Origin of the sequence: Streptomyces sp. NPDC091682 (assembly GCF_044756625.1) — a bacterium.
Lineage (GTDB): Bacteria > Actinomycetota > Actinomycetes > Streptomycetales > Streptomycetaceae > Streptomyces.
In genome coordinates, this window is the sequence record NZ_JBIVTH010000004.1 from 1 (window position 1) to 12668 (window position 12668).

7 protein-coding genes are annotated in these 12668 nt (G+C 72.9%); 3 read left to right on the forward strand and 4 right to left on the reverse strand.

Annotation, left to right across the window (positions count from 1 at the left end; genetic code table 11):
• Positions 1–415: 415 nt before the first annotated feature.
• Positions 416–952, reverse strand: a complete 537-nt coding sequence (locus tag ACIQK6_RS10590; RefSeq protein WP_329100443.1) for a MarR family transcriptional regulator — start codon at positions 950–952, stop codon at positions 416–418.
• 125 nt (positions 953–1077) lie between these two features.
• On the opposite strand from ACIQK6_RS10590, the gene ACIQK6_RS10595 reads away from it, so the two are divergent.
• Complete coding sequence (locus ACIQK6_RS10595; protein WP_402694781.1) at positions 1078–2412, forward strand: MFS transporter; 1335 nt, start codon at positions 1078–1080, stop codon at positions 2410–2412.
• A 78-nt stretch (positions 2413–2490) separates the two neighbouring features.
• Here the strand turns inward: ACIQK6_RS10595 and ACIQK6_RS10600 are convergent, their stop codons facing one another.
• The gene (locus ACIQK6_RS10600) at positions 2491–4335 is read right to left on the reverse strand and encodes an ATP-binding SpoIIE family protein phosphatase (protein ID WP_329107801.1); all 1845 of its coding nucleotides are present in this window, start codon (positions 4333–4335) and stop codon (positions 2491–2493) included.
• 135 nt (positions 4336–4470) lie between these two features.
• Positions 4471–5889, reverse strand: a complete 1419-nt coding sequence (locus ACIQK6_RS10605; protein WP_329100441.1) for an NAD(P)/FAD-dependent oxidoreductase — start codon at positions 5887–5889, stop codon at positions 4471–4473.
• Positions 5890–6227: 338 nt separating this feature from the next.
• Here ACIQK6_RS10605 and ACIQK6_RS10610 point away from each other — a divergent pair, with 338 nt between their 5' ends.
• Positions 6228–7001: a helix-turn-helix domain-containing protein gene (locus tag ACIQK6_RS10610; protein ID WP_329100439.1), complete on the forward strand. Its 774-nt coding sequence runs from the start codon at positions 6228–6230 to the stop codon at positions 6999–7001.
• A 150-nt stretch (positions 7002–7151) separates the two neighbouring features.
• The gene (locus tag ACIQK6_RS10615) at positions 7152–9182 is read left to right on the forward strand and encodes a sigma-70 family RNA polymerase sigma factor (RefSeq protein WP_402694683.1); all 2031 of its coding nucleotides are present in this window, start codon (positions 7152–7154) and stop codon (positions 9180–9182) included.
• Here the strand turns inward: ACIQK6_RS10615 and ACIQK6_RS10620 are convergent.
• Positions 9169–12471, reverse strand: coding sequence for an AfsR/SARP family transcriptional regulator (locus ACIQK6_RS10620; protein ID WP_402694684.1), 3303 nt, complete (start codon positions 12469–12471; stop codon positions 9169–9171). The genes ACIQK6_RS10615 and ACIQK6_RS10620 overlap by 14 nt on opposite strands.
• Between the last annotated feature and the right edge of the window lie 197 nt (positions 12472–12668).

Sequence of the window (12668 nt, forward strand, 5' to 3'; positions counted from 1 at the left end):
GGACGGGGTATCAACTTCTGGCGTTGATTTTTGGCACGCTGTTGAGTTCTCAAGGAACGGACGCTTCCTTTGTACTCACCCCCGCGACATCCGCTGGGGCTTTCCTCCGGGCTTTCGTTCTGCTGTCTTGCGTTTCCGACTCTATCAGACTCTTTCGGGCCTGACCCCCAGTCAGCGGGGTTTGCCTTCCGGGCTGTTGGGCCCTTCCGACTCCTGAACTCTAGTGGATTTCCCCGGCGATTCATAATCGACCTTCGGAAAGAAATTCGGGCATGCCGAATTCGTTCCCAGTGGGAGATCGTGCTGAGTTGGGTGCCGCAACGAGGCGGCGGGATTCGTTGCCTCCAAAACCTTCCGGCTCTGGGACAACTCGAAGAACCCTACGGACCCGCCGGGCTCGTGTCAACCCCGGTGGTCAGCTGGGTGACTGGAGGTCTTCCACGCGCTCCAGCAGGCGAGCGAGCATGTCACCGAGCACGCCGCGCTCCGCGGTGGAGAGGTCCTGGAGGAGGTCCTCTTCGAAGACCGTGGCCGCGCGCATCGCGTCCAGCCACTTGCTACGGCCCTCGTCGGTGAGCTCCACGATCACGCGGACCCGGTTGGACTCGTCCCGCTCGCGCGTGACCAGGCCCTCCGCCGTCATCCGGTCGATCCGGTGGGTCATCGCCGCCGGCGTGAGGCCCAGCTGCTTCGCCAGTTCGCTCGGACCCATCCGGTAGGGGGCGCCGGAGATGACGAGGGCCTTGAGCACCTCCCACTCCGCGTTGCTGATGCCCAGGGCCGCCGTCTGGCGGCCGTACGCGACGTTCATCCGGCGGTTCAGGCGGCTCAGCGCCGAGACGACCTTCTCGACCTGGGGGTCCAGGTCCTGGAACTCGCGCTGATAGACGGCGATCTGTTCGTCGAGGCTCGGCTCGTGGACGGCCGCAGTGCCGTCGGGGGTGTCACCCATGGGTCGAAGTATCGCACGAGCTCGTTGGCGTCTAACTCCTTCGATGTGTAGTGTTAAGGCTTGAAGTTTAGCTATGAAGTCTTCAGGCTTCAGGTCTCAAAGGCAGGTGAGAAGTGACCAAGGTGATGGGCGCTGCGATGCGGCGGATCCAGGCCGGGAACGCGCTGACCGCGTTCGGCATCGGTTTCACGGTTCCGTTCCTCTACATCTATGTGGCGCAGGTGCGAGATCTGGGTTCCATGGCCGCCACGTGCGCGTTCGTGGCCTTCGCCCTGGGCGCTCTCGTCGCGCTGCCCTTCACCGGTCGGGTCATCGACCGACGTGGTCCGGTGCCCGTGGTCATCGGGGCGGCCGTCACCGCCTCGGTCGGTGCGCTCTCCCTCGGACTCTCCACCAACGCCGCGGCGATCCTGCTCTCCGCTCTGGCGCTCGGCGCCGGGCAGGCCGTGATGCAGCCCGCGCTGGCCACGATGATCGTGTGGTGCTCCACGCCGTCCACCCGGACCCGTGCCTTCGCCCTGCAGTTCTTCATGCAGAACCTGGGCCTGGGCATCGGCGGTCTGCTCGGTGGCCAGATCGTCGACGAGAGCCGGCCCGGCAGCTTCACCCTGCTGTTCGGCATCGAGGCCGTGATGTTCCTGGTGCTGGCCGGCGTCATCCTCAGCGTGCGGCTGCCGCAGGTGCCGAGCATCAAGGACGCAGTGCCGAAGGACCCGTCCCAGTCGGGCGGCAGTGGCTGGAAGCGGCTGCTCCGCCACAAGGCCATGGTGCAGCTGTGCGTGCTGGGCTTCGTGGTGTTCTTCGCCTGCTACGGACAGTTCGAGTCGGGTCTGGCCGCCTTCGGTACCGAGGCCGCCGGGATCTCCCCCTCCACGCTCGGCTTCGCGCTCGCGGCCAACACCGGTGCGATCGTCGTCGCGCAGTTCGTCGTGCTCCGGCTGGTCGAGAAGCGCCGCCGGTCCCGGGTGATCGCGCTCGTCGGACTGATCTGGACCGTGGCGTGGGTCATCGCCGGGTTCTCGGGTCTGGGGCACGGCAGCGCCGTGATGGCCGCCGCGGCGTTCATCACCACGTACGCGCTCTTCGGCATCGGCGAGGCCATGCTGTCGCCGACCCTGGCGCCGCTGGTGGCCGACTTGGCGCCCGAGGGCTCGGTGGGTCAGTACAACTCGGCCTTCGCGCTGGTCAAGCAGATGGCGCTGGCGCTGGGGCCGCTCGGGGTGCCGCTCGGTGCGGGGGTTCCGATGCTCTACATCGGGGTCTTCGTGTTCGTGTCGCTCGGGATCGCCGCCCTCGCGCTGCGGCTCGGCAGGCGGCTGAGTCCGATGCAGGACAACCCTTGGGTGGCGAGCAGGGTCGTGGCGCAGGGCGGTCCGGCCGTGGTGGTCGAGGACGCCGTCGCGAAGGGCATCGCGAAGGACGTCAGCGAGGACGTCGTCGTGGAGCGCGTGCACGCGTAGGTCGTACGTATATATGTGCGGAAAGCAGGAAGGCCCCGATCCGGGTGGATCGGGGCCTTCCTGCTTCCCGCTGTTCGGCTATTTGTCCGGCAGGGCGAACTCGCACCAGACGGCCTTGCCGCCGCCCGGGGTGCGGCGGGAGCCCCAGGAGGAGGCGATGGTCGCGATGATCGAGATGCCGCGGCCGGTCTCGTCGGCCGGTTCGGCGCGGCGGCGGCGCGGGAGGTGGTCGTCCCCGTCGGTGACCTCGATGATCAGCCGGCGGTCGGTGCGGCGCAGCCGTAGGCGCATGGGCGGGGTGCCGTGCTGGAGGGAGTTCGCGACGAGCTCGCTGGCGGCCAGGACGCCGAGGTCGCAGAGCTCGACGGGGAACCGCCAGGAGGCGAGGACGCCCTGGGCGAAGGCTCGGGCGCGCGGGGCCGCCTCGATGCCGCCGAGGAGTTCCAGGGCGGCGTTGTGGAAGAGCTCTGCGTCGGATCCGGTGCGGGCCGGCTGCTGGAGGACCATCACGGCGACGTCGTCGTCGTGATCGGCGTCCACGCCGAGGGCCCGCATCAGGCGGTCGCAGATGACGGCCGGGGTGCCCTGGGCGCCGGAGAGGGCGCGCTCGAGGGCGGCGACGCCCTCGTCGATGTCCTCGCCCCGGCGTTCGACCAGACCGTCGGTGTAGAGGACGGCGGTGGAGCCGGGGCCCAGGGCGATGGTGCCCGAGGTGTGCAGCCAGCCGCCGGTGCCGAGGGGCGGGCCGGTGGGGTCGGCGGCTCTGCGTACGGTGCCGTCCTCGTCGCGGACCAGGATCGGGAGGTGGCCGGCGGAGGCGTACGCGAGCAGGCCCTCGTTGGGGTCGTGGACGGCGTAGACGCAGGTGGCGATCTGGCTGGCGTCGATCTCGGCGGCGAGGCCGTCGAGGAGCTGGAGCACCTCGTGCGGGGGCAGGTCGAGGCGGGCGTAGGCACGGACGGCGGTGCGCAGCTGGCCCATGACGGCGGCCGCGCGCACGCCGCGACCCATGACGTCGCCGATGACGAGGGCGGTACGGCCGGCGCCGAGGGTGATGACGTCGTACCAGTCGCCGCCGACTGCGGCTTCGGTGCCGCCGGGCTGGTAGGTGGCGGCGATGCGCAGGTCGTCGGGCTGTTCCAGCTCCTGGGGGAGGAGGGAGCGTTGGAGGGTGACGGCGGCCTCGCGCTGGCGGCGCTCGCTGGCGCGCAGGCGCTCGACGGCCTCGGCGTGGTCGGTGACGTCGGCGAGGTGGATCAGGACGCCGGTGTGGTGGGGGTCGGGCTCGCCCCCGGTGTCGGAGGTGGGGAACTCGACGGGGGTGCAGGTGACGGTGTACGAGCTGCCGCCGCCCGGTGCGGTGCGGTTCTTGGCGGTGCGGGACTTGCCGCTGCGCTGGACCTGGTCGAGGAGCGGGAGGAGGCCGAGCTCGCCGAGTTCCGGGAGGGCGTCGTGGGCCGGGGCGCCGGGAGTACGGGCGCCAAAGCCGGCGGTGTAGGCGTCGTTGACGTAGGCGACGCGGTGCTCGGGGCCGTGGACGAGGGCGACCAGGGCCGGGAGCCGGCCGAGGACCTCCCGTACGGAGAGCTCGTCGAGGGAGGGCACGGCGGTGAGGACGCCCGTCCGTCGGGGCGGGGACACGGTCGAGGACGTGCCGGTCCCTGTGCCGGTGCCGGTCCCTGTGCCGGTGTCCCGGCTGCCGCCATTGCCGCGGCCGCTTCCGGTCCCGGTCCCGGAGACCGTGGGGTCGGCGGGCTGGCCGTCGGCGGGCGCGGACCGCTCGGCTCCGGGGTCGGCGCGGCCGCCGCGGGCTGCCGGGACCGCGCCTTCACCTCGCTTGGCCTGGGCGGCGGCGTGTTCGGACCGGGCGGCGGCGCGGCGCTGCGTTCCGGGGAACCGGGCGCTCCAGCGCGTGAAGTTCACTGCGTTCAAGCCTCGTGGTGTCGCGAGTGGTCGCTGTGTCGCTCGTGGGCGGTCGCTGACTGGACGATGTCACTCTGTGCAGGGGTGAGCGCACCTATGGTCACACGTCCAGTGTGGCTGACCGCACTGACAACGTCAGCCCTGGCCGTTCTGCGGGGGGTTGGGGGCGGGGGGCGGGGGTGGTGGCTTGGGGCCGCCGCCTGCGGCCAGTTCGAATTCTGCCCTGGGATGTTCGAGGGAACCCAGGGAGACGATCTCACGCTTGAAGAGGCCGGAGAGGGTCCATTCGGCAAGGACGCGCATTTTGCGGTTGAAGCTGGGAACGCGGCTGAGGTGGTAAGCGCGGTGCATGAACCAGGCCGGGTAGGCCTTGAGCTTGCGGCCGTAGATGTGGGCGACGCCCCGGTGCAGGCCGAGGGAGGCGACCGAGCCCGCGTACTTGTGGGCGTATTCGGTCAGGACCTCGTCGCGGAGGGCGGCGAGGAGGTTGTCGGCGAGGACCTTGGCCTGGCGGACGGCGTGCTGGGCGTTGGGGGCGCATTCGCGGCCCTTCTCGTCCGCGGTGATGTCGGGAACGGCGGCGGCGTCGCCCGCGGCCCAGGCGTGCTCGACTCCTTCGATGGTGAGGAAGGAGGTGCAGGCCAGGCGGCCGCGTTCGTTCTTGGGGAGGTCGGAGGCGGCCAGGACGGGGTGCGGTCTGACGCCGGCGGTCCACACGATGGTGCGGGTGGGGAAGCGGGCGCCGTCGCTGAGGACGGCGACGCGGTTCTCGCAGGATTCGAGCCGGGTCTCCAGGCGCACGTCGATGTTGCGCCTGCGCAGTTCGCGGACCGTGTAGATGCCCATCTCGGGGCCGACCTCGGGGAGGATCCGGTCGCTGGCTTCGACGAGGACCCACTTCATGTCCTCGGGCTTGATGTTGTGGTAGTACCGCGCGGCGTAGCGGGCCATGTCCTCGAGCTCGCCGAGGGCTTCGACGCCCGCGAAGCCGCCGCCCACGAAGACGAAGGTGAGGGCGGCGTCGCGGAGGGCGGGATCGCGGGTGGAGGAGGCGATGTCCATCTGTTCGATGACGTGGTTGCGCAGTCCGATGGCCTCTTCGACCGTTTTGAATCCGATGCCGTAGTCGGCGAGTCCCGGGACGGGGAGGGTGCGGGAGACGGAGCCCGGGGCGAGGACGAGTTCGTCGTACTCCATCTCGACGGGGCCGGCGCCCTCGTCGGCGGTGGCGAGGGTTTTGACGGTCACGGTCCGTTTGGCGTGGTCGATGCGCTGGGCCTCGCCGATCACGATGCGGCACTTGTTGAGGACGCGGCGCAGCGGGACCACGACGTGACGGGGGGAGATGGCGCCCGCGGCCGCTTCGGGGAGGAAGGGCTGGTACGTCATGTAGGGCTCGGCGGTGACCACCGTGACCTCGGCTTCGCCGGCTCTCAGCTTTTGCTGGAGGCGGAGCGCCGTATACATGCCGACGTAGCCGCCGCCGACGATCAGGATGCGCGTACGGGGCGGGGTACCGGGGGTCGTGCCCCGGGAGTTAGCAGCCTTCACCATCCCATGACGCAACGTGGCTGGGAGTTTGTCCACAGGCCCGGCAAATTGTGTGACCGGAGTGCGTGCTGGGGCACAGTGCAAGAGGACGTCAGCTTGTGGCGAAAATCTGCAGGTCAAGGTGCACGGAATGCGAGATTCCGGAGGCACGGATCGGAAAAGTAGGGGTGAATGCTCCGATCGGGCGGTGCTCCGTCCGGGGCTGCCCCTTCTGAATTGACTCTGGCTCAACTATGTTCGTATCTCGTCGAGGAGTAGGACCGGGCCCGAGACCGTGGCCCCCTCGACGTGAAGGCGGGGAGTGTCTCCGGGGGGAGACAAATGATTACCGGGGGATACATATGAACATTTCCGATTTCCATGGTTCTGCGACCACGCTCTCGGTCGAGAGCAACGGACGCGGCATCGCGGGCGGCACCACGCACGGTGTAGGCCGGTCCACACCGCTGCGCGTCGATGCTCAGCGCAACCTGGAGCACGTTCTGCGGGCGGCCCGTGAGGTCTTCGGCGAGCTGGGCTACGGGGCGCCGATGGAGGACGTGGCGCGCCGCGCCCGCGTCGGTGTCGGCACCGTGTACCGGCGCTTCCCGAGCAAGGACGTCCTGGTGCGGCGCATAGCCGAAGAGGAGACCGCACGACTGACCGAGCAGGCCACGGCCGCGCTGGGCCAGGAGCAGGAGCCGTGGCAGGCGCTGTCGCGCTTCCTGCGCACCTCCGTGGCCTCGGGCGCCGGGCGGCTGCTGCCGCCGCAGGTCCTGCGGGTCGGCTCGGCCGTCGAGGACGAGGCCGAGGAGGCGGAAACCGCTCGGGTTCCGCAGCAGCGGCAGGCCGTGTCGGCCGCCGGTGCTCCCGACCTGCGGGTCCCGGGCGCGCGCGGCTCCGTAGAGAACGAGCCCTCGGACGACGCGGGTGCGGGTGCGCTGCTGGAGGTCGTCGGCCGGCTGGTGCACCGGGCGCGGGAGGCCGGTGAGCTGCGTGTCGATGTCACGGTGGCCGATGTGCTGCTGGTGATAGCGACGGCGGCGCCCGCGCTGCCCGACCCGGCGCAGCAGGCGGCGGCCTCGACGCGGCTGCTCGACATCCTGCTCGAAGGGCTGCGGTCCCGGACGGCATGACCTCGGCGGGTTCCGGCGGGGGTCCGGGAGGGCGATGCGCCGGAACTTGCCCGGACGGGTGGATGGCGAGCGGAGGGGTTCGGCGCCCGTCCCCCGTGTGACACGCTTGGCCGGTGTACCGGTTGAGTGTGTCGTGCGGGAGTCTCCGCGATGAGCGTTGACGGTCGGGAAGAGCCACGCGGTGGCGGCGGCAGCGAGGTGGAGGCGGGCAGTCTGCCCGCACGACAGGTGCCGGCGCAGCGCGACCCGGGTGGGCGGAACGCACGCCCCTCGGGCTCTTCCGGACCCGGTGGCACCGGCGGCGAGCTGCCCTCGTCCGACGGGGACTTGATCGCCCGGATGCGGGGCGGCGACGACGGCGCGTACGAAGAACTGTTCCGTCGGCACGCCGATTCCGTGCGCCGCTACGCCCGGTCCTGTTGTCGGGACGCGCACACCGCCGACGACCTGACCGCCGAAGTGTTCGCGCGGACCCTGCAAGCGGTGCGGGGCGGGGCCGGGCCGAACCAGTCGGTTCGGGCCTATCTGCTGACCACCGTGCGCAGGGTCGCCGCGGCCTGGGCGAAGACCGCCAAGCGCGAACAACTGGTCGAGGACTTCGCCGTCTTCGCCGAGCAGGCCTCCACCGGTACGGAGGGCGGTGCCGCCTTGTCCGGGCTCTCCGGGCTCTCCGGGGACGACACGCTCGAACTGGGGGCGGACGTCCGGGCGATGCACGAGGCCGAGCGGTCGCTCGCGATGCAGGCCTTCCGCAGCCTGCCCGAGCGCTGGCAGGCCGTGCTGTGGCACACCACCGTCGAGGAGGCGTCGCCGAGTGCGATCGCGCCGCTGTTCGGGCTGAGCGCCAACGCGACCGCAGTGCTGGCCAGTCGGGCCCGGGAGGGACTCAAGCAGGCGTATCTGCAGGCCCATGTGAGTTCGGCGCTGAGCGAGGGCGGCGACTGCGCGCGGTACGCGGACCGGCTGGGCGCCTACGCGCGGGGCGGGCTGCGGATGCGGGCGGAGCGCGGGCTGCGCAAGCACCTGGAGGAGTGCGTCAAGTGCCGGCTGGCCGCCGGGGAGCTCCAGGATGTCAACGCGGGCATTCCTGCGCTGCTTCCGGTCGCGGTCATCGGGTGGTTCGCCGCCGGGTACGCGGGCAAGGCCGCCGGGGTACTGGCCGGTGGGGCGGTCGCAGCGGGCGGGGCCGCCGCGGCTGCCGCTGGTGGTTCGACCGCGGGAGCCGGGACGGCCGGTCCTGCGGGAGGCGCCGTGGGAGGTGCCGCCAGTGCCGGTGGTGGGGCTGTCGGCGCGGGCGGCGGGACCGGCGGGGCCGTGGCCGCCGAAGGGCTCGGGCTGCCGGCCAAGGCCGCCATCGCCGCCGGGATCGCGGTGGCCGCGGCCGCCGGGGTGGTGTTCGCGCTGGCCGGGGACGACACCGAGCCGCGGGCCCGGGCGAAGCCCGCGCCCAGTGTGGCGGCGCCGGTACTGCCGTCAGCGCCTTCGGCGGCGAAGGCGCCTGCCGCGGCCTCCGCCTCGACCGAGCCGGATCCGCCCGCGCAGGAGCCTCAGGCCGTACAGGGCTCCGTAGCGCCACGGCCCGGGCCGACGCCCTCGTCCGCGCCCTCCGCCGCTCCCGGGCCCGCGCCCTCCTCGTCCCCGTCGCCCTCGCCCTCGCCCAGCCGGGAGAAGGCCTCCCCCACGCCGTCCCGCTCCCCGGAGCGGCCCTCACCGAAGCCGACGCCGCCGCCGCCCCCGAAACCACCGCAGGGGTTCCAGCTGGCCGGACTCGCCCACTCGGTCTACGGGGACCACAGCGGCCCGGAGCTGCAGACCTGGCGCAGCAGCTGGGTGTGGCAGCGCCACGGGCTGGAGGTGGGCGGCCGGCGCTTCGCGCACGGCATCACCGTGAACTCGCGGTCCTCGGTGGAGATCGCCCTCAACCGGCAGTGCACGAACTTCTCGGCGCAGACGGGGGTGGACGGCCTGTCGCTGTTCACGGACGGTGCGGTGCGGTTCTCCGCGTATGCCGACGGGGAGCGGGTGTGGCAGTCCGCCGCCCTCGGGCACGCGGACCCGCCCACATCCGTGCAGGTCTCCCTCGCGGGACGCAAATCGCTGCGGCTGGTGGTCGAAAGGGCCGGGCCGGGCAGCCTGCCGGCGCTGGCGAGCTGGGCCGACGCCGTGCTCAGCTGCCGCTGAACGCCGTGGTCAGTGTCGCGGCGAGGGCGGCCGGGGTGAGCGCGGCGCCGGCTTCCTCCTCCCGGCCGTAGCGGTCCGGGCCGAGCAGGGCGCGGGTGCGGTCCGGGAGGCCGTCCACGGCGCCGTGCTCCGGCACCGAGCGCGGATGCCCGGCACGCCAGGCGGTGGCCGCCGCGAGGGCCCGTACGGCCTCGGCCGGCCGTTCGGCGGCGGCCAGCAGCAGCGCCGCCGCCTCGGCCATGCCGGCCAGGACGCGCTCGGCGCACCGGGCCTCGACCGCAGCGGCCAGGGCCGGACCGATCCTGGCCAGAGCGGCCACCGGGCCCTGCTCGCGGCCGGTGAGGACGGCGTCGACGGTGGCCAGCCCGGCGGTGAGCTGGGCGGGCACGGTGAACCGTTCGGCCTCGGCGCGGGCCCGGTCGCACTCCTCGCGGGCCCGGGCACCGTCGCCGCGCTGGAGCGCGACGAGGGCGGAGAGGAGCCGGGCGAAGGTGCTGACGTCGTACACCCCGCCGTACCGGTCGGATTCCTTCTCGGCCTCCGCCAGCAGCCGCTCGGCGTCGTCGAGGTCCCCCGCGCAGTAGGCGGTCTCGGCGATCCGGGCGATGGCGAAGGGCGCCTCGACGCTGGCCCCGACCTCGCGGGCGAGGCGCAGGCACTCCTCGTACTCGATGCGCGCGTCGGCGAACCGGCCGCGCGAGAGGGCGACCTCCCCGGCGGCGCTCGCCACCTGGGCGCGGGTCCAGCGGTCGCCGACGCGATGGGCGAGCTCGTGGAGCTCGGCCAGGTCGGCGTCGACGTCGGCGAGGCCCCCGGTGACGTCGATGGCGACGTGGGCGCGGAGCATGAGGACGATGCCCAGTTCCCATTCCCCCGCGTGGACACGGCAGTTCGCGACGGACCGGTCGAGGTCTGCGTGGAAGTCGAGGGAGGTGCCGGTGAGGAAGGTCGTCGCGGGCCAGAGCATCCCGGGGAAGCGGGTGGTCTCCGGGGAGCCGTGCCGGAAGGTTTCCTTGATGCGGGTGGCGAGGTCCCGGTAGTCGGGGGTGCGGAACTTCTCCGCGGAATTGCTCTCCGCGAGCAGGAACATGTCGAGGACGAGCAGGCGCATGAAGCGCCAGTAAGCGGGGGTGCCCTCGGGCGGGACCTCGGGGGTCAGCGCGAGGGTCCGGGTGGTCCACTCGGCGCCTTCGGCGCGGTAGTTGCGCAGCCACCAGAACCAGCCGAGGGCGAAGACGAGGCGCTGGCCGGCCTCGGTGTCGGCGTTCTCGACGACCGTGCAGTGGAGGGCGGCCCGGAGGTTGTCGAGCTCGGTCTCGACGCGCCGGATCCAGGGGAGCTGGGCGGCGGAGCGGATCAGGGGTTCGGCTTCCTCGGCGAAGGCGAGGTAGTGGGCGGCGTGGCGGCGGGCAGTGGCCCGGGCGTCGGCGGGGTGGGCGGCGGCGCGCTCGGCGGCGTACTCGTGGATGGTTTCGAGCATGCGGTAGCGCATGCCGTGATCGCCGGGGCCCCGGTCCGGTTCGGCCAGGACCAGGGACTTGTCGACGAGGGAGCCGAGGACGTCGGCGGGGTCGTAAGAGGCTTCGCGGGCGGGGTCGGCGCAGACGGCCTCGGCGGCGGCGAGGTCGCAGCCGCCGGCGAAGACGGACAGCCGGCGCAGGACGGTGCGTTCGGCTTCGTCGAGCAGCTCCCAGGACCAGTCGACGACCGCGCGCAGGGTCTGCTGCCGGGGCAGGACGGTACGGGCACCGCTGGTCAGGAGCCGGAAGCGGTCGTCGAGGCGGTCGGCGATCTGGCGCGGGGTGAGCAGCCGCAGCCGGGCGGCGGCCAGCTCGATGGCCAGCGGCAGACCGTCGAGGCGGGCACAGATCTCGGCCACGGCGGCCGGGTCGTCGGTGGGGCTGAAGCCGGGGCGGGCGGCGGCACCTCGGTCGGCGAAGAGCTGGTGGGCGGGGTCGGGCGGCAGGGGCTCGACGGGGCGGACCGTCTCTCCCGGGACGCCGAGGGGTTCGCGGCTGGTGGCCAGGATCCGTACACCGGGGCAGTGCGTGAGGAGGAGCTCGGCGAGCTCGGCGGCGGCGCCGATGACGTGCTCGCAGTTGTCGAGGACGAGCAGCAGGCTGCGGTGGGCGCAGTGTTCGACGAGGCGGGCGGTGGGGTCGGTGGCGGCCGGGGCCGGGGTCTCGCGGGTGACCAGGGAGCTCTCGCGCAGGCCGAGGGCGCTGAGCACGGCGCCGGGTACGGCGGCGGGCTGGTCCAGTCGGGCGAGCTCGACGATCCAGCCGGCTTCGGGGTGAGCTGCGGCGGCGTGCTCGGCGAGGCGGGTCTTGCCCGAACCACCGGGGCCGGTGAGGGTGACGAGCCGCAGGCGGGCCAGATCGCCGCGGAGGGAGGCCAGTTCGGGTTCGCGGCCGACGAAGGAAGTCAGACGGGGGCGGAGGTTCCCACGGGGCGCCGCGGGGGCGTCCCCGGCGCCGGACACCTCGGGCCGGGACTGCAGGGAGTGTCGGGACTGCGGGGACTGCGGGGACTGCGAGGGCGGCAGGGGCAGCGCCTGCGGCTGGAGGAGTTCCGCGTGCAGGGCGGCGAGTTCGGGGCCCGGGTCGGTGCCGAGGCCGTCGGCGAGGATCCGGCGCGTGCGCTCGTACGCGGCGAGGGCCTCGGCGGGGCGGCCGGCGGCGCGCAGGGCACGGAGCTGCTGCGCGCGGAGCGTTTCGTCGTACGGGGATGCGTGGACCAGTGTCTCGATCTCTGGCAGGAGTGCGGCCGGGGCGGCGGCGCCGCTGCGCAGGTCCGCCTCGATGCGGTGGCGGACGGCGCCGGAGCGGCGGGCTTCGGCGACGGCCGCACGGGCGGCTCGGGCGGGCTCGGGCAGGTCGGCGAAGGCGGGTCCGCGCCAGAGGGCGAGCGCGGTGCGCAGGGTGCGGGAGGCAGCGGCCGGGTCGTTGGCCAGTTCCTGGCCGCCCTGGACCGCCAGCCGGTCGAATCGGTGCAGGTCGATGTCATCGCGTGCGGCGGCCAGGAGGTAGCCGCCGCCGGGGGCCGAGTGGACGGCGTCGCGGCTGCCGAGGGCGCGGCGGAGCCGGCCGACGAGGGCCTGGAGGGCGGCGGGGGCGTCCTGGGGCGGGTCGTCGCCCCAGACGTCGTCGACGAGTTCGGCGACCGAGGCCGGGCGGCCGGCCCGGAGGGCGAGGGCGGCGAGGAGCGCGCGCAACCGGGCGCCGCCCACGGGGAGGGGGGCGCCGCTCTCGTCGCGCGCCTCGGTGACACCCAGGATGAGATACCGCACCGGGCAATTCTGCCCCGCCCGTTGAGCCCCTGGGCCAGCTCCTTCGGATCTTGTCGGTCGAGCCCGCGGCGTCCGGTGCCACGGGGCCTCCCCCGGGCCCGCCAGGTCCGAGGGGAAGCACGGCAGGACGGGACGGAGGGGCGCACCGCGTACGTGGACTGGACGCGCTCGGGCGCCCCGACAACGCGGCCGGGCGC

Excerpts from the sequence above, each read along its gene's own strand:
- ACIQK6_RS10615 (WP_402694683.1), top strand. The coding sequence starts at position 7,152 with ATGAGCGTTGACGGTCGGGAAGAGCCACGCGGTGGCGGCGGCAGCGAG.
- ACIQK6_RS10595 (WP_402694781.1), top strand. The coding sequence starts at position 1,078 with ATGGGCGCTGCGATGCGGCGGATCCAGGCCGGGAACGCGCTGACCGCG.
- ACIQK6_RS10610 (WP_329100439.1), top strand. The coding sequence starts at position 6,228 with ATGAACATTTCCGATTTCCATGGTTCTGCGACCACGCTCTCGGTCGAG.
- ACIQK6_RS10605 (WP_329100441.1), bottom strand. The coding sequence starts at position 5,889 with ATGGTGAAGGCTGCTAACTCCCGGGGCACGACCCCCGGTACCCCGCCC.
- ACIQK6_RS10590 (WP_329100443.1), bottom strand. The coding sequence starts at position 952 with ATGGGTGACACCCCCGACGGCACTGCGGCCGTCCACGAGCCGAGCCTC.